The sequence below is a fragment of the Arthrobacter sp. LAR12-1-1.1 genome (assembly GCF_040676555.1).
GTDB lineage: Bacteria > Actinomycetota > Actinomycetes > Actinomycetales > Micrococcaceae > Arthrobacter.
Genome location: NZ_JBEGIG010000011.1, coordinates 1 through 24,343, shown reverse-complemented (window position 1 = coordinate 24,343; position 24,343 = coordinate 1). Strand labels below are relative to the sequence as shown.

20 protein-coding genes and 1 pseudogene are annotated in these 24,343 nt (G+C 64.5%); 13 read left to right on the top strand and 8 right to left on the bottom strand.

Annotation, left to right across the window (positions count from 1 at the left end):
* Window positions 1–2: 2 nt before the first annotated feature.
* From MRBLAR12_RS07885 to MRBLAR12_RS07870, 4 genes are all read right to left on the bottom strand, one after another.
* Window positions 3–1,322 carry an NADH:flavin oxidoreductase gene (locus MRBLAR12_RS07885; protein WP_229994207.1) on the bottom strand — a complete coding sequence of 440 codons (1,320 nt, stop codon included), beginning with the start codon at window positions 1,320–1,322 and terminating at the stop codon, window positions 3–5.
* Between the two features lie 125 nt (window positions 1,323–1,447).
* Window positions 1,448–2,476, bottom strand: coding sequence for an ABC transporter permease (locus MRBLAR12_RS07880; RefSeq protein ID WP_229994206.1), 1,029 nt, complete (start codon window positions 2,474–2,476; stop codon window positions 1,448–1,450).
* Complete coding sequence (locus MRBLAR12_RS07875) at window positions 2,473–3,432, bottom strand: ABC transporter permease (RefSeq protein WP_229994205.1); 960 nt, start codon at window positions 3,430–3,432, stop codon at window positions 2,473–2,475. Before MRBLAR12_RS07875 ends, MRBLAR12_RS07880 begins: the two co-directional genes overlap by 4 nt.
* The gene (locus tag MRBLAR12_RS07870) at window positions 3,429–4,937 is read right to left on the bottom strand and encodes a sugar ABC transporter ATP-binding protein (RefSeq protein ID WP_364744942.1); all 1,509 of its coding nucleotides are present in this window, start codon (window positions 4,935–4,937) and stop codon (window positions 3,429–3,431) included. The genes MRBLAR12_RS07875 and MRBLAR12_RS07870 overlap by 4 nt, the downstream gene beginning before the upstream one ends.
* A 126-nt stretch (window positions 4,938–5,063) precedes the next feature.
* Between MRBLAR12_RS07870 and MRBLAR12_RS07865 the strand changes: the two genes are divergently transcribed.
* The 3 genes from MRBLAR12_RS07865 (at window position 5,064) to MRBLAR12_RS07855 (ending at window position 8,784) form a co-directional block, all read left to right on the top strand.
* Window positions 5,064–6,323, top strand: coding sequence for a substrate-binding domain-containing protein (locus MRBLAR12_RS07865; RefSeq protein ID WP_364744939.1), 1,260 nt, complete (start codon window positions 5,064–5,066; stop codon window positions 6,321–6,323).
* A gap of 14 nt (window positions 6,324–6,337) precedes the next feature.
* A complete protein-coding gene (locus tag MRBLAR12_RS07860; protein WP_364744937.1) occupies window positions 6,338–7,750 on the top strand; it encodes an MFS transporter in 1,413 nt (470 codons plus the stop codon).
* A gap of 668 nt (window positions 7,751–8,418) precedes the next feature.
* Complete coding sequence (locus MRBLAR12_RS07855; RefSeq protein WP_229994201.1) at window positions 8,419–8,784, top strand: DoxX family protein; 366 nt, start codon at window positions 8,419–8,421, stop codon at window positions 8,782–8,784.
* Between the two features lie 384 nt (window positions 8,785–9,168).
* On the opposite strand, the gene MRBLAR12_RS07850 is transcribed toward MRBLAR12_RS07855, so the two are convergent.
* Window positions 9,169–10,188, bottom strand: coding sequence for a dihydrodipicolinate synthase family protein (locus MRBLAR12_RS07850; protein ID WP_229994200.1), 1,020 nt, complete (start codon window positions 10,186–10,188; stop codon window positions 9,169–9,171).
* Between the two features lie 27 nt (window positions 10,189–10,215).
* Window positions 10,216–11,229 (bottom strand): ornithine cyclodeaminase family protein, encoded by a 1,014-nt coding sequence (locus MRBLAR12_RS07845; RefSeq protein ID WP_229994199.1) that lies wholly within the window; start codon window positions 11,227–11,229, stop codon window positions 10,216–10,218.
* Window positions 11,230–11,373: 144 nt separating this feature from the next.
* Here MRBLAR12_RS07845 and MRBLAR12_RS07840 point away from each other — a divergent pair, with 144 nt between their 5' ends.
* The 10 genes from MRBLAR12_RS07840 to hxlA all read left to right on the top strand — a co-directional run bounded on the left by MRBLAR12_RS07840 (window position 11,374) and on the right by hxlA (window position 22,400).
* Window positions 11,374–12,750 (top strand): aldehyde dehydrogenase family protein, encoded by a 1,377-nt coding sequence (locus MRBLAR12_RS07840; RefSeq protein WP_364744932.1) that lies wholly within the window; start codon window positions 11,374–11,376, stop codon window positions 12,748–12,750.
* 106 nt (window positions 12,751–12,856) lie between these two features.
* The gene (locus MRBLAR12_RS07835; protein WP_364744929.1) at window positions 12,857–14,362 is read left to right on the top strand and encodes a bifunctional 3-(3-hydroxy-phenyl)propionate/3-hydroxycinnamic acid hydroxylase; all 1,506 of its coding nucleotides are present in this window, start codon (window positions 12,857–12,859) and stop codon (window positions 14,360–14,362) included.
* 41 nt (window positions 14,363–14,403) lie between these two features.
* The gene (locus tag MRBLAR12_RS07830; RefSeq protein ID WP_364744927.1) at window positions 14,404–15,342 is read left to right on the top strand and encodes a VOC family protein; all 939 of its coding nucleotides are present in this window, start codon (window positions 14,404–14,406) and stop codon (window positions 15,340–15,342) included.
* A gap of 30 nt (window positions 15,343–15,372) precedes the next feature.
* Window positions 15,373–16,404, top strand: coding sequence for a fumarylacetoacetate hydrolase family protein (locus MRBLAR12_RS07825; RefSeq protein WP_364744924.1), 1,032 nt, complete (start codon window positions 15,373–15,375; stop codon window positions 16,402–16,404).
* On the top strand, window positions 16,401–17,252 hold the full coding sequence (locus MRBLAR12_RS07820) for an ABC transporter substrate-binding protein (RefSeq protein ID WP_310060594.1): 852 nt from the start codon (window positions 16,401–16,403) through the stop codon (window positions 17,250–17,252). Before MRBLAR12_RS07825 ends, MRBLAR12_RS07820 begins: the two co-directional genes overlap by 4 nt.
* Window positions 17,253–17,338: 86 nt before the next feature.
* The gene (locus tag MRBLAR12_RS07815; RefSeq protein ID WP_229994193.1) at window positions 17,339–18,355 is read left to right on the top strand and encodes a fumarylacetoacetate hydrolase family protein; all 1,017 of its coding nucleotides are present in this window, start codon (window positions 17,339–17,341) and stop codon (window positions 18,353–18,355) included.
* Window positions 18,355–18,963 carry a cupin domain-containing protein gene (locus tag MRBLAR12_RS07810; protein ID WP_229994192.1) on the top strand — a complete coding sequence of 203 codons (609 nt, stop codon included), beginning with the start codon at window positions 18,355–18,357 and terminating at the stop codon, window positions 18,961–18,963. Before MRBLAR12_RS07815 ends, MRBLAR12_RS07810 begins: the two co-directional genes overlap by 1 nt.
* Window positions 18,960–20,930 carry an acetoacetate--CoA ligase gene (locus tag MRBLAR12_RS07805; RefSeq protein ID WP_364744920.1) on the top strand — a complete coding sequence of 657 codons (1,971 nt, stop codon included), beginning with the start codon at window positions 18,960–18,962 and terminating at the stop codon, window positions 20,928–20,930. Before MRBLAR12_RS07810 ends, MRBLAR12_RS07805 begins: the two co-directional genes overlap by 4 nt.
* Window positions 20,931–20,971: 41 nt before the next feature.
* On the top strand, window positions 20,972–21,661 hold the full coding sequence (hxlB, locus tag MRBLAR12_RS07800; protein ID WP_229994190.1) for a 6-phospho-3-hexuloisomerase: 690 nt from the start codon (window positions 20,972–20,974) through the stop codon (window positions 21,659–21,661).
* Between the two features lie 115 nt (window positions 21,662–21,776).
* Window positions 21,777–22,400: a 3-hexulose-6-phosphate synthase gene (hxlA, locus tag MRBLAR12_RS07795; protein ID WP_229994189.1), complete on the top strand. Its 624-nt coding sequence runs from the start codon at window positions 21,777–21,779 to the stop codon at window positions 22,398–22,400.
* Window positions 22,401–23,762: 1,362 nt separating this feature from the next.
* Here hxlA and MRBLAR12_RS07790 read toward each other — a convergent pair.
* Window positions 23,763–24,176 (bottom strand): hypothetical protein, encoded by a 414-nt coding sequence (locus tag MRBLAR12_RS07790; protein WP_364744915.1) that lies wholly within the window; start codon window positions 24,174–24,176, stop codon window positions 23,763–23,765.
* Between the two features lie 41 nt (window positions 24,177–24,217).
* A pseudogene (locus MRBLAR12_RS07785) lies at window positions 24,218–24,343 on the bottom strand (IS5/IS1182 family transposase); the annotation flags it as partial.

The window sequence follows — 24,343 nt, the reverse complement described above, 5'->3', positions numbered from 1 at the left end:
TGTCAGCTCTTGGATGCCTTCGAGCCGGCGGTCGCCAGTTTGTCGGCGATGCCCATGAGGACCGGTGACCCCGTCGCGGCAATCAGTAGGCCCTGGACTGGACGCTTAAGCATTACCGATACAGGTTCCTTGGCCCCCGCAAGGACCGCTTCGCGTCCCATGGCCGGGTTCTTGTGGCACCGGACCGGCACATTGAATATCAGGCGGCGCAGGCATGAATTGCCGTGGTCGCACCACACGATCTCATCCTGTCGTCCCTCGAGGACCTTGTTGGGGAATTCCGGATCGGCCAGCATTTGCCGGGCCAGCATGATTCCGTCCGCGAACCCGGCGGTGATGGCGTCTGCACACTGTTGCGGGTCGAAAGTGCTGCTGAGGAGCAACGGGACCTCGGGCATGGCGGCGCGGAATGCTTGCGGCTCTCCGTGCTCCAGGATGGCGCCCGAAAAGGAGGTGACGTTATTGTCCATCGACTCGTAGTTCGCATCGCTCAGGGCGATATATCCAACCCCTTCCTTTTCAATGATCGACGCAACTTCGGCGAACCCCTCAGGTCCCTGACCATCGGGAAGGTGATCGTTGGTGCTCATTCTGAGGCCCACCGGATAGTCGGTTCCGACTTCGGCCCGGATCGCCCGAATCGTGTCCGTGAGGATGCGGGCGCGGTTTTCGGCACTCCCGCCGTATTCGTCCGTCCTCCAGTTGGTGCGCGGTGAGAGGAAGGAGGAATAGAGGTAGCGCATGTGCGCGCCCAGCTCGATGCCGTCGAAGCCGGCCGCCTTTGCACGCCGTACGGCGGCGACGGACTGCTCCTGGACCTCGAGGATTTCCTCCTTGGTGATCTCCTCCGGCGTCGGGTTCGTTCGACCGCCGGGAATGTAGAAACCGTGAGGCAGGCGGGGTGCGGCCATGCGGACGGGCTTCGGGCTCGCGGCCCTTGTGGGCCGGCCGTCGCCCGGCACGCCCATGGCGCCGAAGCTCGGGAAGATCTGGGCGAAGATGGGTACATCCTGCTCGTGCACGGCATCGACCATGCGCCGCAGCCCCGGAATGAACTCGTCCCGGTCGAAGCGCATCAAGGGCTGGAACGGCGCCTCCTGGTTCCCGCGCTCGGTGGCCACGCCGCCACCGATGATCAGCAGCCCAGCGCCGCCGCGTGCCCGCGTGGTGAGGAACGCGATTGTCTGATCGCTGGGATGGCCGTCCTTTGTCGGCTGGAGGACGGCCATGGGGCTAAGCACATAGCGGTTCTTGATCGTCAGGCCGTCGATTTTCCAGGGGCTGGAAAGCACTTCGGCGACAGTTGCTGTCTCGGGGGACATTTATTCTCCTTGGTTTTCAGTTGGACCAGGATGAAATGACTCATCCAAAATTGGCATCCGACTCGGCTCGTATCGTGACCGCGCGTCGCAGTGGACCGCCGGAAGTAGGGGACCCGGACCAGGCCTCAGAACCTGTCTCGGACGTGGCGTTCCCGACCGTAGAGCGAGACCACGGCAAGGATGATGACGCCGAAGACGATGCGGCTCTGGGCTTCCGTCAGCCCATTGCTGACGATGATCGTTGACAAGAGGGTGAGAGTGAGTGCGCCCAACAGCGTGCGGGTGTAGCTGCCGCGAATCGAGCCGAAGATCGAGCCGCCGACGAGGACCGCGGCCAGGCCGGAGAACAGGTAGGGTTCCCCGATGGTTTGCGACCATCCCGCGCCGAAGGATGCGATGAAGATGCCGGCAACCCCGGCCAGGGCTCCGGAGGCCGCAAAGACCATGGTCCACACGGCAGCGGTCCGGACCCTGGCCAATCGCGCGGCCCGGAAATTGATTCCCGTCGCGTAGAAGCGACGTCCCGCCGCGGTGCGATTGAGGAAAAGCCACATTCCCGCCCCGCAGAGAAGCACGATCAGGATGATCGGGGGGAACGGCAGGCCGAGGGTGGTCCCCCTTAGGCTGGCCAGGGAACGCAGCGCCTCCGGCGGGGCGGAGGAATAGTCGCCGTCGGCGAGGAACAGGGTCGCGCCCGTGATGGCCGCGCCGGTGCCCAGCGTGACGACTAGTGGCTGGACCGCGAAGCGGTGGCAGATCCAGCCGATCAGGGCGCCGATGCCGCCGCAGGCCAGAACTGTGATCAGCAGGGCTACGACCGGAGGGACCCCGAGCTTGCCCGCGACGTTCGCCGCCATGAAGGCACCGAAAAGGATGTAGCCCGGTGCCGCCAGGTCAAGTCCGCCCAGGATCACCACAAGCGTCTGGCCCATGGCTGCCAGGGCCAGCAGGGACGTGATGACCAGTATCGACGTGATTGACCTGGGGTTCGCGACGGCCGGTATGGTGATCACCAGCCAGGCTGCCAAGGCCGCCACGACGAGTACCTGGAGTGCCGGTACCTCGAAGGCCCAGGCCCTGAACGTGGTCCAGGGCCTGGGCCGGACCGTCGGTGCCTGGGTTCTTGGTGCGGGGGACAGGGTGTCACCAGTCATGATGCGTTCCTCTTCAAACGGGGGGCCAGCAGCGTCGCGCCCAGCACGACGCCAACGACGAGGACGGCGCCGTAGGCAAATTGGATGAGGCTGGGGGCCACGCCCGAGGCCGTGAGCAACTGCTGCAGCAGATAGATGGAGACCGCCCCGAAGAGGGCACCCAACAGCCCGCCGCGGCCGCCGGCCAGGCTCGTCCCGCCCAGCACGGCCGCGGCGAGCCCCAGCAGGGCATAGGTGGAGGCGAGCGAAGACTGCGATGACTGCACGATAGCCGTCAGGGCGATTCCCGCGATTCCGGCGAACAGGCCGCCGAGGGTATAGGCCAGGATCCGGATTGCCTTGATGTTCACGCCGGAACCGTAGGCTGAAACATCACTCTCGCCGGTCGCGAGGAGATTGCTGACGAAGGCCGTTCGGCGCAGGGCGAACCAGATCAGCCCGGCGACGCCGATGGTCAAGAGAGCGCCCGGGACGACGCCGATGCCCCCGGCGAAGACCTCCGTCCAATTATTCGGGGCGGCCACCGGATTCTGGGCGATGGTCAGCGACAGGCCAACGAGCAGGAACAGCATCCCGGTGGTTGCGACCACCGGATGCAGGCGCAAGACGGCGACCAGGATTCCGTTCAGGGCTCCGATTCCGGCAGCCACCGCCAAGATGATGGGTGCCGCGAGATCCCAGTTGCCCAGCCCCGCGGGAATGAGGATGGCGACGAACAGGCAGTTGATGAAGGTGGCCAGGGGACCGACCGAAATGTCAATGCCACCGGCGAGGATCGAGGGCGTGGAGGCGAATCCCACCAGCACGAACGGCGCCAGCGTGGCCAGGGTGCCGGGGAGACGCGCGGGGGAGAGGAAGGACGGTGAGACGATCAGGTTCAACACCAGCAGCACCAGTGCGAGCAGGAAGGCAAAGGCGAAAGGCCAGCGCTGGAACAGGGGGAGGACGCGGTTCATGTATGCACCTCTGATTTCTGGCCGAAGTATGCGGCGACGATGGACTCGGTGGAAAGCTCGGAATGGGGGATCTCGGCAAACACTGATTGGTCGCGGAAGACCAAGACGCGGTCTGCGAGGTCAACGAGTTCGTCGACCTCGCTGGAGAGGACCACGACGCTCATGCCTTCGGCACTGAGTCGGTGCAGGATTGCGTAGATCTCCCGCTTGGTCCCGATGTCGACCCCTCGTGTGGGGTCGTTAAGCAGCAGGACCTTGGGGTCCGTGGCAAGCCAGCGGGCCAGCAGCACCTTCTGTTGGTTACCGCCGGACAATGTTGAAATTGCATCCTGCGCTGCACCGAAGCGCAGGGACAAGGTCCGAGCGAACGCATCGAAACGGCGGGCAATGCTGCGGGTGTCCAGCAACCCGCCGCGGCGGTCCTTGGCCAGGGTCGGGAGCGCGAAGTTTTCGCGGATCGACATGGACTCGAACAGCGACTCGCCACGACGTTCGCGCGGCAGGTAGGCGACCCCCAGGGCATCCCCGTTGCGCTCGGTAAGCTCTGCGGCGCCCTCGGGACGGATGCGAACAACACTGCCGGGCCCGGCAGCCACGCCGGCCAGGCGTTTGATGAAGTGGTCCTGTCCGTGGCCTTCTAGCCCGGCAAGGCCCACGACTTCGCCGGCGCGCAGCTCGAAGTCGATGGGTGCCGAGGCCGACGCCAGGCGGACGGCGGATCCCCGAAGGCTGACGTCCCCGGGGTCGTGCGGTTGCCGCCGGGCCTCGTCGTGGCCGGAGTTTCCGGTCATGTCCGCGATCAACCGGTCGACGGACAGGTCCGAACGTTCGACGGTGGACACGCTCCGGCCGGACCGCAGAACGGTGACCCGGGCCGAGATCTCCGCGACCTCGTCCATCCGGTGCGAGATAAACAGGATGGCGGTTCCCCCGGCCGCGAGCCGGCGCAGCTCGACGAAGAGACGATCACGGGACCTGACGTCCAGGGAAGCCGTCGACTCATCAAGGATGAGCACCTTGGGCTTTCGCACGAGCGCCCGCGCAATGCAGATGGACTGTCGCTCGGAGAGCGAGAATTGGCCGGCGGGAAGATCGAGGGGCACCTCGCCGGCGATACGCGAGAGGACATCCTGCGCGATCGATTGCTGCTCGGCGCGGCCCAGCCGGCGACGGAACGTCCCGTGGGACCCGAGCCAGACATTCTCGAGGACCGACTGGTTCCCCGCGGTGAGGACCTCTTGGAACACCGCCGCAATCCCCAGATCCATGGCCTCGCGGGGCGATCGGCTGTTGACGGGGACGCCGTCCAATGTGATGGAGCCGGTGTCAGGACGGTGAACCCCACCCATGATCTTTACCAGCGTGCTCTTCCCTGAGCCGTTTTCGCCCAAGAGCGTGTGGATCTCGCCCGGCCGGAGATGGAGGTCACCGTCGATAACAGCGCGCGTGGCACCGAACCGCTTGCTCACCCCGGCGAGCATCAGGCCGGATGGTTGGTTGTTCACGGCGAATCTCCTTTGAATGGCCGATAAATGTGTCGCAGGTCATATTCGAAACTAGACGAATCGTACCGCATACGCCTACCCTGATGCCATACGATACGAATCGTTTTATACGGCAGGAGATAATCCATGAAGAAGACGACCTTTTTCCCCAGCTTCCCGACGGTCGGCGCCGCGATCCTGGGGGCCGGCGCCCTCGTCCTGACGGGCTGTTCGGCATCGGCGCCGGCGGCCCCGGGCTCCTCCGGAGGGGCAACCCCCGCCAAGGTGTCGCCCGCGGCAGCCGGGACCTGCGGGTCGCTGCCAACGGATGCAGCGAACGATCCGAACGTCCTGCTGTCCGGTTTACCCAAGGAGATCGCCGCGGGCTACAACCTCTACCCGTACGAGATCCGGAAGTCGGCATGGGCCGACTACAAGTCGAAGAAGACTGACGGTTTCACGGCCGCGATCGTGGGCATGCCACCTGCCAGTCCCTTCATTGCCTCCATGTCGGCGGCCATCCGCACGAGCCTGAAGGCCAATGGAGTCAAGATTGTCGGCGACTTCGCCCCGGATGACCCGTCGAACGTGCCCCTGCAGATCCAGCAGTTCAACGAAGCGCTCTCGCTCAAGCCGGACGTGATCATCTACACCGCCATCGCACCGGAGCCTTCCGTGAAGCTGGCCAAGGCCGCCCATGACGCCGGCATCCCGCTGGTCGCCGCCCAGGTGCCTATCGATTCCGAATACGCCGTGAGCGTCACGAGGAATACCCCCCTCGCGATCGCCCAGGTCACCGCCGGCACGGTGGCGGCAATCGGGGGCAAGGGCAACGTCCTGCGCGTCGACGGCATCCCGGGCATCCCGGTCTCGACCTTCGCGGGCATGGGCATCGACGCCATCCTGAAAAACTGCCCGGAGGTCAAGGTCGCCGGGTCGGTCACGGGCTTCTTCCAGCCGGCCACGGCCCAGGCGGAGGTCCAGAAGTTCCTTGCGACCCACCCTGCCGGGGTTGACGCCGTCTTGCAGGCCGGAACGATGGGCGTAGGCATCCGCAACGCCTTTGTGGAATCGGGCGTGGAGGTGCCGCCGATCGCGGACGACGGGTCCAGCCACGGATTCTCCTCCTGGGCGCTGGCAAACTCCGACTACCCCTACTTCGGCACCACGACCCCGTCTGTGCGCACCGGTGAGGCGGTGGTCGATGTGGCCCTGCGCATCCTGAAGGGCGAGGGCCCGAAGATCAACCAGATCGTTGAGCCCTCGGTGATCGTCTCCCGGGAGAACCTCGCCAAGGTCGCGGACCCCTCGTGGGACCGCAATGACCTGACCGACCTGGCCGGCGCCCCTGAGGACTACCTTCCCACCGACCGGCTCAATGCATTCTTCTCAAACCCCGGCAAATAGGGATGGTGCGATCCTTGAACACGAGAAGTGGGTCCACCGCGCGGTCTGCCGACAACGCGAGCCCCGAAAGCCTGACTCCGAGGCACTGGCTCTACTTCAGCCTGATCACGCTCGTTCTGCTCTCCGATGGTATGGACGTCACGATCGTCGCCCATGTCTTTCCGACGCTCATCAAGAGCTGGGGCGTCTCCGTCGGGGGCGGCATCGCGTTCGTGGTCGCTGTGGGTTTCCTGGCCATGGGCCTTGGTGCCGTTGTCGCCGGCGGCATGGCCGACAGGTGGGGACGCAAGACAGTGCTCATCGGCAGCGTGGTTGTCTTCGGCGGGGCCACCGCCCTGGGCGGAACATCTGGCGACTTCACGGCATTCGCCGGCTGGCGAATCCTGGCCTGCCTGGGGATGGGCGCTGCCATGGCATCAGGGAACGCCCTGCTGGCAGACCTGATTCCCGAACGGCGGCGCGCGGCATTGATCGCGACGGCCTACGCCGGAGTGGGTTTGGGGACAACGTTAGGTGCGGTTCTCGCCGGCGCCTTGATACCCACCTCGGGGTGGCGCCTGCTGCTCGTGGTGGCAGGCTTGATCCCCTTGGCAGTGATCGCTGTGCTTGCCGCCGTCGTTCCCGAATCTCCCGCGTTCCTCTTGGCCAAGCGCCGGGTGGACGGTGCAGCGTCGACGGACGGACGTGGTGCTGAAACATTTGATCCGGGTTTGAGGGTTCGGCCGTCACTTGCGGGGTCCGCGGTGTCGGTGCGGACCGTCCTGTCCCGTCCACTGGCCCCTAAGACCCTCCTGCTGTGGCTTTTCGGCTTCTTCTCCCTGGGCACCCAATTGCTGATCGCCCAATACATGCCAACCTTGCTGCAGCTGCCCAAACCGGGGCTCGACACCGTGCAGAGCAGCACCATCGTCGGGGTCTATGGATTGGCCAGTGTCGTGGGAGGGGTGGTGCTGGGAGCCATTCTGGCCCGGTTGTCACGCTTCCTGATCATCGGGATTGTCCTCGGATTGGCTGCGGTGATGTCCATCGTGGTTTATCTGCTGCCCGATCCGGGGTTCGGTTCCCTGCTGGTCGTATTGGGGATCGCCGGATTCATTTTGCCGAGCGCCTTCGGCCCCACGCGGAGCGTCCTGGCAGCCATGGCCTACCCGGCCGGCATGCGGGGTGCGGGAATAGGCGTGGCGGAATTCGGCGGACGTTTGGGAGCGGCTGCCGGCGGTGTTGCCGGCGGCACGCTCATCGCCGCCGGAATGGGGCTCTCGGGTCTGTTCCTGGTCCTACTGTTGCCAATCGGCGTGCTTCTTGGTTCCTTGACGGGGCTTCGTGCGCAGTCACGGCGGACCCCGGTGTCTGAACAAGCGGAGGTCGGTCCAACTGGCCCCGCGCCGGCGGAAGGAACCCCCGAACGCGCGGCCGCCATGGACTGATGACTTCCCTGGTTATGGCTGTCCGTAGCCACGCATCGTCGAGTGCCGGGACGAACGGCGCACCGGTGAGCGATGCATTGCGTCCCTCGGATCATCCCGGCGCCTGATGCCAATGCGGGAACACGCTCATCACCAGGCTCGATGCGGAACCGAATACTTTGTCCCACGGTGGACGTCGAATCGACATCCACCGTGGGACGAAGCGTGCAGTTGTTTGCACCGCGAAACATGGTTACCGGCCCGGAAGCGGGGACGCAGGGCATACGGCCTCAGAAGAACATGCGGCTGCTGCCCCGTACAACACAGGCACACGCCGGAACTGGCTGCCGGCGTGTAAAACAAAGCGAGCGGTGACACGCCGTCGAGTCGCATCGGTCAGGACCGAGCCGTTGGCCCTGAATATTCCCTGGCAATCGATACCAGACGTACCGCCCTGCTCTCCATGCAATGACAAAACGTTCGGCCCTGCAAACTTACTGGGGAGCTTTAACAATGTTTCTTGCACTTCGGCGCCATTGCGACGCCTCGAACCCTTCGTCCCTTTGCTCCTGCGAATCGCGATCAGTGCAACGCTGATTGCCCACGAACTCCAGTTCGCGCCGGCGAAGTTCGCCGCGATTGTAGAGGGCGCGTGAGGACTTCCATTCCCTCTTCTGATCGGTTCGTACGTGACGCTTCTGATGTTCGTCGGCGGGAGCTTCATCGCGTTTGGTTTCCTCACCATGCCGGTGGTAATTCCGCTAGTGGTATGCATGCTCCTCGCGATCTTCATGGTCGAAATCAATAGGGGGTTCGCGCCCGCGGAAGGCGGCGGCATGCAGGTACCTGTTGCGTTGGTCGCGGGGTTGTTCGTTCTCCTGGTGACAGGTCCGGGACCGGTTTCCATCGATCGCCTGTTTGGCTGGGGACGGCGGATTGGCGCGGGAGGCCACCCCGGATACGCAAAGGCTTGCATCGATGAGCTGACCGAGCCGTTCCAGAAACGGAACCGAGGGCCCTTCGCAGGTGGATGTTGCTTCGACCCCCACCTTTGAAGGAGCCTTTGCCCGTGGGTGGGCTTCATCGCGAACACGGGGAATGGCTCGAATGCCCGGGGGGAGGGCAGATGGCGGGCGGGAAACGCCCGTTTTGCAGCTTCCGATTTCATAGTCGGCGAGCCAGTTGTTCACGGCGGCTTCCGGTTGGTCCGCGAAGGGTCGTCTACGAAGCTGTAGCGCGCTGGTGCAGGGAATATCCCAACTATCGACGAGCGCAGCCGCTTCGACAAGCCGCCGTCGTGGCGTCAACCCTCGGTTCGGGTGCCGCGTTGTGTCCGGCACTTTCGGTCACACGCAAAGAAGCCCCTTGGACCAACGAACCAGCCAGCCGGTTCAGTGGTCCAAGGGGCTTTGCAATGCCGGCACGCGGCCGGGCAAGGCTTAGGCGCTGACGCGTCCGCGCAAGAATTCAGAGTCCGGGGAATCGGTGACGGGCAGTCCCGAGGCTTCCAGGCTTGCGCGCAGCTGCTTCATGAAGCGGTCGGGAAGTCTGACTGCTGGCGGGCGCAGGGCGCCGCCGTTGAAGCCGGAGAGCCACTCTTGGTACTTCCACTGGGTGCGGTTGATGGAGCTGGTGCCCGGTGTGGAAGTGGACGATACAGCCATATTGGCGGCCCGGGCCGGCTGGACCTCCCAGTAGCGCTTCATGGCTTCTTCCCACTTGCCGGTGCGCGCCAGTTCGAAGGCCTTGGGGTAGTAGTCGCCCATCCAGTTCGTGTTCGCGGTGCCGGAGAACTGGACGTCCAAGACCGACATGAGGGGGATTATTTCCGCCTCGATGGGGCAGGAGATCACGACTTCATCGCGGAAATGGTGGTACATCTCCATGACTCCGGGGATGCCCGGGTAGCCCTGTTCGGCCTTGATGGCAACGATGCTCGGCATCGCGTCAAGGACGCGGCGCACGAAGTCAACGCTCATGCCTGCAGGGTGGATTCGCTCGAAGCCCCAGGCCGGCAGGGGGAAGAGCATGGTGGCCAGATCGGTTTCGTCGGTGAACCGCTTGGTGTAGTCGAAGACCTCGTCGTAGGAGGTCGGCCAGAACGAAGAGGGGTAGGCCAGCAGCGCTCGGTCGGCGCCGGCCTTGGTAGCCAGGTTTGCCGCGTGGATGTTCTCCTCCAGGGTGCCGAAGATGGCGTGGAAGAAGAGTGCGAAGTCCGGGCCGGCTGCTTCGCGGGCGATGGCCGTGATCCGGGCGTTCTCCTCCGGGGTGACATTGGCTTCGGCGATCAGCAGGGAACCCTTATAGCCACGTTCCTTGAGCAGGAGGATGTCGTGGCGGATCGCATTTTCGTTGATGCCAGAGAAGTCCGGGGTGAAGGATGGGTGCGTCACCGCGACGGTGCCGACGAAGTTCTCCCGGGCCCAGGAGCGGGCTTCGGATTTGGTGTAGTCCACCATGTTGTTCTCCTTTTGTCTGTGAGGGGCCTATTTGCGGCTGGTGACGATGCCGACGGGCAGGACAGTGCCGATGCCCTCGGCACGGGCGCGGTCCACGAGCATCTCGGCAACCACGATGTCCTGCAGGCCGGACCCTGTTGACTTGTAGATCCGGATCCCTTGCTCTGCGTCGATCTTGGTTTCACCGGTCAGGACGTCATTGAGGGTGACGACGAGCGAATCGACATCGACGCCATGTGCCCGGGCCGCAATCATGTCCCCGCTTCCGTGAACAACCTCGTCACGGGCGTCCACCACGACCACCGCGGCGCGGGCGATCAGCTCCGCGGGCAGTTCGCGCTGGGCGGGGGTGGTTGAACCGATCGAGACCACCGCGGCGTTCGGGCCGACCCATTCGGGCAGCAGCGTCGGGGATTCATCGCGAGAGCGTGCAGCGCACAGGATGAGATCCGCGCCTTCTGCGGCCTCCTGGGCCGAGTCGACAGCTCGTGCGGGTGCGCCGAACGCGCCGTCGAACTCGCGTGCAAAGACCTCGCGGTTGGCAGGGGTCGGACTGAACACACGGATGTCGGCGAACTCCAACAGGTGGGAAAAGGCTGTCAGGTGGGAACGCGCCTCAAAGCCGGAACCGATCACACCGACGATCAGCGGCCGCTGCGGCACGATCGTGGAGGTGCCCACCGCAGTGGTCGCGGCGGTGCGCAGGCCGGTGACGCGGTTTCCGTCAACCAGCGCCACCAAATCTGCGGTGTCCTTGTCGAAGAGTGAAATCAAGTAGCTGACGCGCAGGCCGTCCGCGAAGGACCCGGCGATTGACTTTGAGCCGAAAAGTTGGCCGCTGGGCGGTACCGAGGGCATGATCCGCAACCATTTCCGAGGTGTCTGGGCGAAGATCCGGCCCGGGGTTCCGGCCTCGTCGCCGGGGGCCTTGTAGGCGGTGCGGACGGCTTCGATCGCCCCGGCCCAGTCCGAAAGGCTGGCGACGTCGGCGTCGGTGAGAAAGAGCGGAAGGCTGTTTGGTAACTCGCCATTGGTGCTCACGGGGGCACTCCTTGGATGTCGGGCAGCCGGTCCACAGGCTGCGGGTGTGGGTGGATTTACTAAGTAGACCCAAATAGTATCCGATACGAATCGTATCCTATATAGTCGTGACAGAGAACACGTCTCCAGGAAAGGATCCCAACCATGGCAATCGCAACCGTCAACCCAACCACCGGTTCGACCGAAATGATCATTGAGCCGCACTCGGCCGAGGAAGTCCAGGATCGCATCGCGAAAGCCGCCGAGGCGGCACGCCTGCTGCGCGGCAGTACGTTCGCCCAGCGTACGCAGTGGATGCTCGCCGCGGCGGACATCCTGGAGGACCAGGCCGAGGGCTTGGGCGAGCTAATCACCGTCGAGATGGGCAAGCCGATTGCGCAATCGATCGCCGAGGTGCACAAGTGCGCCAAGGCCATGCGTTTCTACGCCGCGAATGCCGAGGAATTCCTGGCGGATGTTCCGCTGAAGGACCCGTCGTCGGTCGGCGCGAGCCGCGCGTGGACCCGTTACGAGCCGTTGGGGACGGTCCTGGCGGTCATGCCCTGGAACTACCCGCTCTGGCAAGTCATCCGATTTGCGGCCCCGGCGCTTATGGCTGGCAACTCCGGCCTGCTCAAGCATGCCTCGAACGTACCCCAGGCCGCACTCTTCCTCGACACACTCTTTGAGCGGGCAGGGTTCCCGCGCGGCTCCTTCCGCACCCTGCTGATCGGCGGCTCCGAGGTGGCCGGCGTCCTGGCAGATCCGAGGGTCAAAGCGGTGACCCTGACGGGTTCCGAGCCGGCGGGGCGCTCGGTCGCCTCCATTGCCGGGGACCACGTGAAGAAGTCCGTGCTGGAATTGGGCGGGTCGGACCCTTTCATTGTCATGCCATCGGCGGACGTCTCCGCGGCGGCGGCGACCGCCGTGCGTGCACGGATCAGCAACAATGGCCAGTCCTGCATCGCCGGCAAACGGTTCATCGTGCACACCGAGGTCTATGACGCGTTCGCCGCCGAATTCGTGAAGCTGATGTCGGAGCTTAAAGTCGGGGACCCGCTGGATCCCGCGACTCAGGTGGGGCCCTTGGCCACCCGCGCCGGACGCGACGAACTGGCCGGGCTCGTTGAGGACGCCCGCGCCCTGGGTGCCCAGGTGCTGACCGGCGGGGTAGTTCCCGAGGGCCCCGGCTTCTTCTATGCCCCCACAGTGCTCGCCGGACTCAGCGAAGAGATGCGGATCATCCAGGAGGAGACCTTTGGGCCCGTCGCATCGCTCTACCGTGCCCAGGACCGCGAGGACGCCCTGCGGATCGCCAATCAGACCACCTTCGGGCTTTCCAGCGCGGTGTGGACCGCCGACGCCCACGAGGAGGAATGGTTCACGGCCAATCTCGACGCCGGCGCGGTGTTCGTCAACGGCATGACCGTCTCGCACCAGGAGCTTCCGTTCGGCGGGATCAAGCGCTCCGGGTTCGGGCGTGAGCTCGCCGCGGACGGCATCCGGGAGTTCTGCAACCTCAAGACCGTCTGGAAGGCCTGAGTCGCAAGGCTAGACGCGCATTCAAGCCCACCCGTGCCCTTGTGCGGTCGAGTGATGGGTGTTACATTTTATTCGAAACGATACGTACTGAATACGAAGGAGTAAGATGGCAAACTTCGTCAATGTTGACGTGGTGGTGGTCGGGGGAGGACCCGTGGGGGTCACGGCACTGGCGTTGCTGGGCCGCGCCGGCCTGAGCGCAGTCGGCGTGGAACGCGAGGTCCAGGCTTGGCCCACCGCGCGTGCCGTGCACTTCGACGGCGAGACCTTCCGCACGCTCCAGTCGCTGGGAGTGGCCCAGCGCTTTGCCGAGGCCACGTTGCCAATGGCCTCGTTTCACATCGAGAACGAGGAGCGCGAAGTCCTGGTGTCCGTGCCAACCGGTCAGCTCGGTACCCAGGGTTGGCACGATGACCTCACCTTCCACCAGCCGGACATCGAAGTCCTGCTTCAGGAGGTCGTCCAGGAGCTTCCCGGCGTCGAGCTCCGCCGCGGCCTCACCGTGCTCTCGGTGCGCAATGTCGGGCAGGGCGTCGAGGTGGCGGTGCGTGACGCGGACGGCGCGGATTCCGTCATCCGCGCCCGCTGGGCCATCGCGGCGGACGGGGCGCGCTCGCAGACCCGCCAGGCGCTGGGCATCGAGTGCGAGCAGCTGGGCGAGGATGCACAGTGGCTTGTCGCGGACGGGATCCTGGAAGAAGGCCCGGGCCTGTCTTCCGACATGATCTTCCTGGGTCATCACACAAGGCCCGCCCTGTGGATCCGCCTCCCCGGCAAGCGGGTGCGGATGGAGTTCATGTTGATGCCGGGGGACGACCCCGAGGAAATTGCGACTCCCGCGGGCGTTGAACGGATCAGCCACGGCGTGCTGCCGGCAGACAAGTTCACTGCGGACCGGCTGGCGATATATACGTTCCGGGGCCGCATCGCGCAGCAGTGGCGCGCCGGGAACATCTTCCTGGCCGGGGACGCCGCCCACCAGGCTCCGCCGCTGTTTGGTCAGGGCCTATGCGCCGGAATGCGCGATGTGGCCAACCTGGTGTGGAAGCTCGATGCCGTCAAGCGCGGTGCGGCCGACGAGAACCTCCTTGACACCTACGAGAGTGAACGGAAGCCCCACGCACGGTTCTGGGTCGAGCAGGCAACCCGTGCCGCGGGCTTCCTGCAAACCACCGACGCCGGCACCGCGAAGCAGCGTGACGCCTTCATCCGCGCAAACCCCGCGGCATCGGCACCGGTCGCCCCTGCGCTGGGTCCAGGCCTGCACGGCGGCGGCACCGACGAACGCGCCGGCCGGCTCGGCATGCAGCCGATCCTCGCCGACGGGGTGCGCTTGGATGACATGGTGGGAAGCCGTTTCCTGGTGGCAACAACCCGCGAGCTCTATGCCGCGGTCCCGGCCCCGCTGCGGGAACTACTTGAGGAACATGCCGACGTCGTGGTCTTGTTCGATCCGGCCAAGGTCGGCCAGATCCTTGCCGCCGCCGGCGCCCAGGCGGTCGTCGTTCGCCCGGACCGCTACATCCTGGGCCTCGGCGACACCCCCGAGGCCCTGGAGCGCCTCATCCGCAGCATTCCGCAGGCCGGCCGCAACGTGCCGGCACGCATCTAAACCCACATCCGCGTCAAACGGACAGAACACAGGAGACCAGCATGGCATTCAGCCCGATCACACACCTGAGGCACTTCGACATCGCGGTGCCCGACTATCAAAAGCAGGTTGAGTTCTACAAGAACCACTGGGGGCTCACCGAAATGGAGAACGACGGCGGCGTGACCTACTTCGCCGCCGAGGGCTCCCCGGAACAGTATTCGGTCCGCGTGCGCGAGGCCGAGGAGAAGCGCCTTGACATGGTCGCGTTCGGCGCGGCGGACAAGGCCTCGGTGGACCAGCTCGCCTCGGACCTCATTGCGAAGGGCGTGAAGCTCATTGGCGAACCCGATGACGTCAAGACCCTCGGTGGGGGATACGGTTTCCGCTTCTTCGACCTGGAGGGACGCACCATCGAGGTCTCCTCCGATGTTGAGGTGCGCAAGCACCGCAAGATCGAGGAACGCGAGGCGATCCCGGTGCGGCTCTCCCACGTGGTGCTCAACTCCCCGGAACCGGAAAAGATGCGCGCCTGGTATGAACAGCATCTGGGCTTCCGTCTCTCCGACACCCTGAACCACCCGCACATGGGCGACCTCTTCTACTTCATGCGCTGCAATGCACAACACCACTCCATAGCGATCTCCCGCGGTCCGCATGCCTCGCTGCAGCACGCGTCCTTCGAGCTGCGCGGCATCGACGAGTACATGCGCGGCAGCGGCAAGCTGCTGCGGTCCGGGTTCAAGAAAATCTGGGGCCCTGGCCGCCACAAGGCCGGGGACAACACCTTCACCTACTTCCACGATCCCAACGGGAACACCATGGAATACACCACCGAGCTGGATTCGGTGGATGAGGATACGTGGCATCCAAGCATCTTTGACACGCGCGACCCCGAGACCTCCGACCAATGGGGAACCGGCGGCGACATGGACGAATTTATCGCCCGCGAAATGTTCAACGACCGCGACAAGGGCCTGTACGTGGCCCCACCGGTATAGCGGCAGCAGACAATGACTAATGGAGGATTCATGGAAGAGGCACGCGTGAACGGATTCATGCTGGGCACTTTCGAGGACGGCGGGGAGGAGTTTCCCGGTGTGGTCTTCGGCGACGACGTCGTTGACCTGCGCACAGTGGTGCCGGGAATCGGGCGGATCGGGGACCTGTTCGCTGACTGGGATGCGCACCTGGACGCCCTCGAGGCCATCGATCCGGCCGCAGCGGGCGCACGCCCGCTCGACGGGCTGCGGGTGCTGCCGCCGGTGCAGCCGGTGGGCACCATCATCGCCGCGGGGGCGAACTACCGTGAGCACGTCCTGCAGATGAGTGTGGCCCACAAGCTCGGCAAGGAAGGCGCCGATGCGGCGCAACTGGCCGCCGACGCCGCAGCCGAAATCGACGAGCGCGGCCGGACGGGCGACCCCTACGTCTGGACCGGGATCCCCTCGGCGGTCTGCGGCGCCTACGATGACGTGAAGTTGCCGGATGTCGGCGGAAACGTCGACTGGGAACTGGAGCTTGGCGTGGTAATCGGCCGCAGGGCGCACCGGGTCGCGGCCGAAGACGCTTTCGACTACGTGGCCGGGTATACGATCGTCAACGACATCACGGCGCGCACGCTCGTACCGCGCAACGACATCGCGATGATGGGCACCGACTGGTTCCGGGCGAAGAACCAGCCGACGTTCTTTCCCACCGGCCCCTACGTGGTGCCGAAGCGGTTCGTCCCGGATCCGGCGAAGCTCCGGATCCGCTTGAGCCTCAACGGCACGCTGATGCAGGATGCCTTGGCCGATGACCTGCTCTTCGACATCCCGAGCCTGATCGCCTACGCCTCCTCGGTGGCCGTGCTGCTGCCAGGGGATGTCCTCATCACCGGTTCGCCGGCGGGCAACGGTTCGCATTGGGGCCGTTTCCTGAGGGACGGCGACGTGATGGAGGCGGAAATCTCTGGTCTCGGCATCCAGCGTTCAACGGTCCGTGGGCCCAGCGGGCAGTTGCCTCCCTGGTATGTGGATCGCCCGGACGCGGTCGCCGCGGCCGGCGGGGCCTCCTCATGAGCCTGCGCCAAAGCCACTTCGTGCCGCCGGTTTCCTATCTGCTGGCGGACGAGCTGGGATTCCTGCGCTCAGTGGATGTGGTGCCAAGCCGAACCACCTCGAGCGCGGAGCAGTTGCGTGCCCTGCTCGCCGCGGAACAGGACATGGTGGTCACAGCAATTGACAACCTGTTCGAATGGACCCGGGCTGGGGCCGACCTGCGCCTGGTGGCCCAAGTCGAGGCGACCACGCCGCTGGGCATCCATGCAGGCGGTGACGTGGAATCCATCGCGGACCTGGCCGGTTGCCGGTTCGCGGTGGACGCGCCCGACAACGGTTTCGCGCTGATCGCCAAACGCCTGTTGCGGGACGCCGGCGTCGAGGTCGACTACGTGCTGGTGGGTGGCGTGCGTGAACGCCTGGAGGCGCTGGTCGAGGGGCGCGTGGACGCGACCCTGCTCGGGCCCCCCTTCGACAAGCATGCTGAGCGGGCCGGGTTCCGGGCCCTTGCAGATGTCAACGCCCTGCTGCCCGGACTGCCGGGCCAGGGCTTGGTGGCCCGCGCCGATCTTCTTGGTTCCGCGGAGCTGGAAGACTACCTGCGAGCACTGGTGCGGGGGGTGGAGGCCGGAGCGTCGATGGCCGAGGCGCAGGGCATCGAGTTCCTTGAACGGCGCGGTTACCAAGCGGCGGCCGCGACGGCCTGGGGCACACGCGCCTGCACGCTCACCGTTGATCACCACGGCCTGGAGCTACTGACGGAGATTCGTCGAAGCCTGGGCATGCTTCCGCCCGACATCGGCCTGGAGGAACTCTGCGACGCGGGACCTCTCCTGAGGGCCACTAGGTCCGCCACTATCGGTAGCTGAGCTTCACCCCCACGTAGTTGCCTATTGCAACTCCACTAACGCAATACGATACTGTACGTATCGTATTATTCATTCAAAGGAGCACCATGAAACTGGGACGTATAGCAGTGCCCACGCCCGACGGCGAACAGATTCGACTCGTCGCAGCCCAGCCAGACCAGGGCCGGGTCATTGATCTCGCCCGCGCTTATGCCCTGACGCTTCAGCGCAAGGCGGCCGATCCTGACCGGGCTCGGGCGCTCGCCCTGGCCATTCTCCCCGGGAGCCTGGCTGCAGGAATCGGCGGAGGTGCGATCTTCATGGATGCGGCCCACGAGGCGCTTGCTGCTGCTGATGATGCTTCGTACGGCATCGACGAGGTCTCATGGCGCGCGGCTGTCGACTCCCCGGTCATACGCGACGGGCTGACGTTCGAGAAGCACATCCAGAACTTCCACCGCATTGTTGCCAAGGCCCAGCCGGCACGCTCGATCTACGATCGTCCGGGCTATTTCAAGGGCACCACTGCCATGTCCTACGGACACAACCAGGAGCTGCCCTATCCCGACTTCACCGAGGCCCTGGACTGGGAACTTGAGGTCGGGTACGTGGTAGGCAAGTCCGGCAGCGACCTGACCCCGGACACGGCGCTGGACCACCTCTTTGGCATCACCATCTTCAACGACTTCAGCGCACGCGATATCCAGGGCGCCGAAATGGCCATCGGCATGGGCCCGCAAAAGTGCAAGGACTTCGGCTACGGCATCGGCCCCTGGGTCACCACGATGGATGAAATCACGTCGATCGAGGGGTTGCGCGGCCAAGTCCGTGTCAACGGGGAAGTCCTCTCCGACACCAAGGTCGAGGACTTCGTCTACACCCCCGCAGAACTGCTGGCCTACGTCTCCATCTCCGACCGCCTGCAGCCCGGGGACATCATCGGTTCCGGCACAATGGGCTTCGGCGCCGGCGTCGAAATCGGGAAGTTTCTGAACCCCGGCGACGTCATCGAGTTGGAATTGGAAGGCGTGGGCACTTTGCGCACGCCGATTTCGACCGAACGCCACAAGGCCCCCTGGTGGCCCGAGCCCCGCACCTACCCGCACGAAGAATGGGTGGCGTGATGACCCGGCCCCCAGTTCGCCGCATCGTCACCGGACACGACGACCAGGGACGCGCCATCATCCTCTCGGACGGGGCCGCACCCAACCACTGGTCCTCGGACATGATCCCTGGATTCGGTGCCACCGTGCCCTGGCTGACCCAAGCTGGGATAATCGACCACGTTAGTGACTCGGATCCGGCAAGCGCCGATGCGGAAATCCCCAGCTTCCCGGCCCCGGGCCAGACGATCATGCGCATCGCCGACTTTCCGCCGGACTCCGCGTATCCGGACGAGGCGGGTTCGGTGATCTTCAGCGAGCTCGACGGACACGACGAAGCCGAAGCGGGAGCCGAGCACAGCGGCTCCAGGCACTTCTGGTTCCACCGCACCGACTCCCTGGACTACGCCGTCGTCCTTGAAGGTGAAATCACCCTGCTGGTCGATGAAGGTGAGGCGACCATGCGCGCCGGCGACGTGGCAGTGCAACGTGCCACCAGCCACGCGTGGTCCAACCGCACGGAGACAACGGCCCGCGTCCTTTTCGTGCTGATCGGGACCGAGCCCCTCACAGCGGCCCAGATTGCCGAGCGGCGCAAGGAAGCCTCGCAGACGCTGGAGAGGGCATGATCACCGACGCCCAGGCTGCAGACGGGGAGGTGATCTGGGAACCTGACCTCGAACACAGCGCCGAGACCGGCGTCGCCCGTTTCGCCGCCTTCCTGGGCGGCCAGGGCATCGAGATCGGTGCTGGCTATGAGGAGCTGTGGCATTGGTCGGTTGATGAGCCCGAACAGTTCTGGGAACTCTTTGCCCGGTTTGCGGGAGTCGAGTTCGGCGGGGCGGCAGGGCCGGTCTGCACCACTGACCCCATGCCGCACACGCGGTGGTTTCCGGGACGCACCCTTAATTTCGCCCGGCACCTGCTGCAGGGCCACGAGGGGACCGCACTTATCGGCATCGCCGAGGACGGGACACGCGAGGAGGTCACCTGGGATGCGCTGAGGCGCGAGGTGGCCTCCCTCGCCGCGCACCTTCGTGCCCGCGGTGTGAGCCACGGGGACCGGGTCGTCGGAATCCTTCCGAATGTCGCTGAGGCCGTCGTCGGGCTGCTCGCCGCTGCCTCGATCGGCGCGATCTGGTCCGTCTGCGCCCCGGAGTTCGGCCCCGGCGCGATCGTTTCAAGGTTCGCCCAGCTCGGTCCAAAGGTCGTCATCGCCGCGCCCGGCTACCGGCTCGGCGGGAAGGACCGGGACCGACAGGCGGAGCTGGGGGAGATCTTCGCCCAACTCCCCACCCTCGAGCACATCATCTGGGTGGGGCGGCACACGTCCGTCCCGAGTATCCCAACCCGGGTTCCCGCCGTGGACTGGGCACAGGCCGTGGCCGAACCGGCGGAGCTCGCCTTCGAAGACGTCGAGTTCAGCCACCCCCTGTGGGTCCTGTTCTCCTCCGGGACAACAGGCATTCCCAAGGGCATCGTGCATGGCCACGGCGGGGCGCTGCTTGAGGAAATGAAAATGCTCCTCATCCACTCCGACCTGCGGCCCGGGGACCGCTACCTCAATGTGGCCTCGACGAGCTGGGTGCTGTGGAACGCACTCGTCTCCGCACTGGGCGTGGGGGCGACGGCGGTGCTCGTCGACGGAAACCCCACCTTCCCGTCGATCGACCGGGTGTGGCAAATTGCCGCGGCCGAGCAGGTCGCGGTCCTCGGTGTGGGTGCGGGATTTGTCCATTCCTGCTCGAAGGCCTCCCTGGTGCCGATGCGCGACCACGACCTGGGTGCCCTGAAATCCCTTCAGGTCACCGGATCGCCGCTCTCGGCCGACGGCTACCGCTGGGTCTACGGCAATGTGGGTGACATCTGGTTGAGTTCGATGAGCGGTGGAACCGACATCGCCTCTATCTTCGTAGGAGGATCCCCGACACTGCCGGTCCGTGTCGGCTACATCCAGGCTCCGGCCCTCGGAGTGCGCGTGGAGTCGTGGGATGAAGCCGGCAATCCCACGACGGGCAAGGGTGAACTGGTGGTAACCAAGTCAATGCCCTCGATGCCGCTGAGCTTCTGGGGGGATGACGGCAGCCGTTACCACGAGAGCTACTTCGGCATGTATCCGGGGGTGTGGCGGCACGGGGACTACATCGAGTTCACGGACTGGGGCATCCTCATCCACGGCCGTTCCGACTCGACCCTCAACCGCAACGGGCTCCGGCTCGGTTCGGCAGATATCTACGCGGTGGTTGAATCGCTGCCGGAAGTCGCCGAGGCACTGGTTGTCGGCGCGGAGCTGGGCACTGACTACTACATGCCGCTGTTCGTCCACCTGGCCGGAGGCACCAAGCCGGGCGTGGCCCAAGAGGCGATCACCAGATCCATCCGTGAGAACCTGTCGGTCCGATACCTGCCAGACGAGATTGTCTTCATGCCTGGAATTCCGCATACCCGCACCGGAAAGAAGCTGGAGGTTCCGGTCAAGCGGCTTCTGCAAGGGGCGCGCCTGGAAACGGTCGCGGATCTAGGGTCGGTGGATGATCCCGTGCTGTTGGAAGAATATGCCCGGTTTGCCCTTGAACGGCAGACGACCTCACCCTAAGTGGCACCGCTACCGGCTTCCGACAGGTTCAGGCCGCCGTAATGGGCGATGGGCGCCGGGAAGTATCGAGGATAGAACATCAGACGACTCCACGGATCGCTGAATACGGCTCACCCCTCAAAGGAGAGACATTGGGAACCACGCCACTAGCAACACCTGCCAGTCAAGAAACGGCCGACGCCATCGGGCACAGCATCTCTCTGATCCGGGGCGAGGTTGGAGAGACGGCAGACCGCATCAATGAACAGGAACTTGCTCTCCTGGCCGCCCATCTCACCACCGTTAACCGGGTGTTTGTCGCCGGGGCAGGCCGCAGCGGCCTGGTTCTCAGGATGGCCGCCATGCGGCTGATGCATCTTGGCCTCACGGTCCACATCGCAGGGGACACCACCACTCCTGCGATCCGCGCAGAGGATCTGCTGGTGGTGGCCTCTGGATCCGGAACGACCTCAAGCGTGGTGAAGGCGGCAGAAACTGCGGCAAAGGCCGGTGCAAAGGTGGCCGCGTTCACTGCCAACATAGATTCCCCACTAGCTGCAGTAACCGACATGCTCGTGGTTATCCCGGCCCCGCAGAAAACCGACCACCAATTGGATGCTTCCCGGCAATATTCCGGAAGCCTCTTCGAACAGGTGCTTTTCCTCGCCACCGAAGCGGTGTTCCAAGCCCTCTGGGAGGAATCCAGCATTTCTGCCCAGCAGCTCTGGACCCGGCACGCCAATCTCGAATAGTAGAACCCAGAATGGCGACGACGACGGCGGCGGCGACCGACGCAGCGGAAAACACTAAGCAACCACTCACCCCTAAATTCCTTCAACCTAACAATTCCTAAAGAAAGAGCCGATCATGAAACTCCAAGTTGCAATGGACCTCCTCACCGTCGAAGACGCCCTCGAATTGGCCGCCAAGGTAGCCGAGTACGTGGACATCATCGAACTCGGAACACCCCTGATAAAGGCTGCAGGTCTCTCCGCTGTCACCGCCATCAAAAATGCCCACCCCGACAAAATCGTTTTCGCTGACATGAAAACAATGGACGCCGGAGAATTGGAGGCCGACATCGCCTTCAAAGCCGGCGCCGATCTGGTATCTGTCTTGGGCAGTGCAGACGACTCGACCATCGCCGGCGCCGTGAAAGCCGCCCGGGCACACGGCAAAGGCATCGTTGTTGACCTCATTGGGGTACCCAATAAAGTCTCCCGCGCCAAGGAAGCTCGTGCCCTTGGCGCCAAGTTCGTGGAATTCCACGCTGGCCTTGATGAGCAGGCACAGCCCGGCTATGACCTTAACGGGCTCCTGGCCGCCGGCGAAGAAGCGCGCGTCCCCTTCTCAGTAGCCGGAGGAGTGAACCTCTCGACGATCAACGCTGTCCAGCAGGCAGGGGCGGACGTGGCCGTAGCGGGCGGCTCAATCTACGGAGCCGCGGATCCCAGCCTGGCCGCCAAAGAACTGAAGGCCGCCATCATCTGACGTTTCTCTTCCATGACCTGCGGCGGCCCGCCCGTGCAAAACGTGCGGCCGCCGCATCCAGTCCACTCACAAGGAACCGGACCGATAGAAAGCGGGTATGCGATGAATGCTGGAGCCACGCTTCAGCCTCGGCCCACCCATCAGCCCATCCATCAATGGGAATACCTGAGCCTAGGCGACAGCGTAAAGGTGTGTCTGGAGGATCTCCAGTACGCCGGATGGGCAGAGGCGGTCGGAGACCGGGGGCATCTGATTTGGGTGATTGAGAACGGTACGGCTGACCGCCGACTGTTCCTGCGCGGGGATGGCGTCACACTATGTCCGATCTGACGTTGCTTCCCAACCCGACTCCGACCAGGTCCGCGGTACACGGTCAAAGCCCTTCCCTCCTGGCGTATTCGGAAGAGCGGCGCGAGGTGTCCACTGCTAACCCAAATCTTGTCGAGCAGTTACTGAACGAGGCTGAGTCGTCGCTCATCGAAGTGGCTCTGAACCGCCGGCCCGCCGGCATTTTGGTCACCCGCCATCACTCAGGCCGGTACGTCCTAGAGCTCAGTGAAGAAGTGCCGTTCGGGGAATCTCGGGAGCGGTCCGCCTGGTAAGAGCGCGTACCTGCTTCCGGAACCACGTGGTCGTTAGCCATGCATCCGTTCGAGAGCCAGCACGCAACGCAGCCTGAACCTAGGAGTAGTAGTTCAGCCGTGCTTCAATCCGTTGCCATGCCGTCCGGCCGAGGGCTTAATCCGCTTTGGGATCCGTGGGATCGCCGTTTGAACCGGATTGCCGTCCTCGCTGGTGCTCTTTGGAGTCACCGGTGACCTTGCCCCTAGGAGCTCATGCCGGCGGTGTCTGACCTGGCGAACCCCTTTGGCAGCGCATGGGGGTCCTGTGCAGGAAAACTAAGGCCTTAGGTGAAGCTGTGCCGCCGCCAGGATGCCGAAGGCGCAATGGAGCAAGGACGAGCGTTTCATGAGACTTTGGCCCTTGCGGGGGGTAATCCCCGTATGGCTCAGACGCTTACACGCAGTCTTCTTGAGACCGCGAGGGCCTACCACGTTGGGCCCGGAATGCGCCCCTATTTGTGCAGCAGTACCGAAATTACCGAGCATGCTATTTTGCTGCCGTCTCTGCGGGGACAGCGGCGGAGCTAGGCAAGCAATGCGTTGGCACTTGCAGTCCATTCGGCGTGCGGTCGTTGTGCAGTTCGCCTGGATTGTGATGCCAATATCTGCTGGACAAATGGGCTCCATTTGTCTGCAAGGCCCTCACATATGACGCACACGTTGTAGGGACTGGGCTTCTCATGCCTCAACATTTAGAATCGTGGCCACTGCTTCTAGCCGGGTCGAAGCGTGACGCCGTTCAGCTCTGGAGCTGTGCTGCTTTGAGTGTGTTGCGGAGGAGTTCGGCGATGGTCATCGGACCTACCCCGCCGGGGACTGGGGTGATTTTTGACGCGACCGTGCTGGCTGCGCTGAAGTCGACGTCACCGGTGAGTCCGTCCTCGGTGCGGTGGATGCCGACGTCGATGACGACGGCCCCGGCGGAAATGTGTTCGGCGCCGATCAGGTGGAGAACACCGGCTGCAGCTATCACCACCTGCGCCTGGAGCGTGGCGGCAGCCAAGTCCTTAGTCTTCGAGTGCGCTACGGTCACCGTGGCGTTCTTCTGCAGGAGGAGTTGTGCCAGCGGTTTGCCGACGAGGTCTGAGCGTCCGATGACCACCACATTGGCGCCCTGCAGCTGGACCCCCTCATTCTCTAAGAGAGAGATCACTCCGAGCGGAGTGCAGGGCCGCAGTCCCTCAACGTTTCGGGCTAGGGCGTGTCTCCTAATACTTTGAGCCAGACGGTGATCGCGCGAAGGACGACGGCGCCGCGGTACGTGAGGGCGAGCTTGTCGTATCGGGTGGCGAGCCCGCGCCATTGCTTGAATACGTTGAA

What these genes read in the sequence shown, in the direction of transcription:
- MRBLAR12_RS07885 (WP_229994207.1), bottom strand. Translation starts at nt 1,322, where the DNA reads ATGTCCCCCGAGACAGCAACTGTCGCCGAAGTGCTTTCCAGCCCCTGG.
- MRBLAR12_RS07880 (WP_229994206.1), bottom strand. Translation starts at nt 2,476, where the DNA reads ATGACTGGTGACACCCTGTCCCCCGCACCAAGAACCCAGGCACCGACG.
- MRBLAR12_RS07875 (WP_229994205.1), bottom strand. Translation starts at nt 3,432, where the DNA reads ATGAACCGCGTCCTCCCCCTGTTCCAGCGCTGGCCTTTCGCCTTTGCC.
- MRBLAR12_RS07865 (WP_364744939.1), top strand. Translation starts at nt 5,064, where the DNA reads ATGAAGAAGACGACCTTTTTCCCCAGCTTCCCGACGGTCGGCGCCGCG.
- MRBLAR12_RS07850 (WP_229994200.1), bottom strand. Translation starts at nt 10,188, where the DNA reads ATGGTGGACTACACCAAATCCGAAGCCCGCTCCTGGGCCCGGGAGAAC.
- MRBLAR12_RS07840 (WP_364744932.1), top strand. Translation starts at nt 11,374, where the DNA reads ATGGCAATCGCAACCGTCAACCCAACCACCGGTTCGACCGAAATGATC.
- MRBLAR12_RS07835 (WP_364744929.1), top strand. Translation starts at nt 12,857, where the DNA reads ATGGCAAACTTCGTCAATGTTGACGTGGTGGTGGTCGGGGGAGGACCC.
- MRBLAR12_RS07830 (WP_364744927.1), top strand. Translation starts at nt 14,404, where the DNA reads ATGGCATTCAGCCCGATCACACACCTGAGGCACTTCGACATCGCGGTG.
- MRBLAR12_RS07825 (WP_364744924.1), top strand. Translation starts at nt 15,373, where the DNA reads ATGGAAGAGGCACGCGTGAACGGATTCATGCTGGGCACTTTCGAGGAC.
- MRBLAR12_RS07820 (WP_310060594.1), top strand. Translation starts at nt 16,401, where the DNA reads ATGAGCCTGCGCCAAAGCCACTTCGTGCCGCCGGTTTCCTATCTGCTG.
- MRBLAR12_RS07815 (WP_229994193.1), top strand. Translation starts at nt 17,339, where the DNA reads ATGAAACTGGGACGTATAGCAGTGCCCACGCCCGACGGCGAACAGATT.
- MRBLAR12_RS07810 (WP_229994192.1), top strand. Translation starts at nt 18,355, where the DNA reads ATGACCCGGCCCCCAGTTCGCCGCATCGTCACCGGACACGACGACCAG.
- MRBLAR12_RS07805 (WP_364744920.1), top strand. Translation starts at nt 18,960, where the DNA reads ATGATCACCGACGCCCAGGCTGCAGACGGGGAGGTGATCTGGGAACCT.
- hxlB (WP_229994190.1), top strand. Translation starts at nt 20,972, where the DNA reads ATGGGCGATGGGCGCCGGGAAGTATCGAGGATAGAACATCAGACGACT.
- hxlA (WP_229994189.1), top strand. Translation starts at nt 21,777, where the DNA reads ATGAAACTCCAAGTTGCAATGGACCTCCTCACCGTCGAAGACGCCCTC.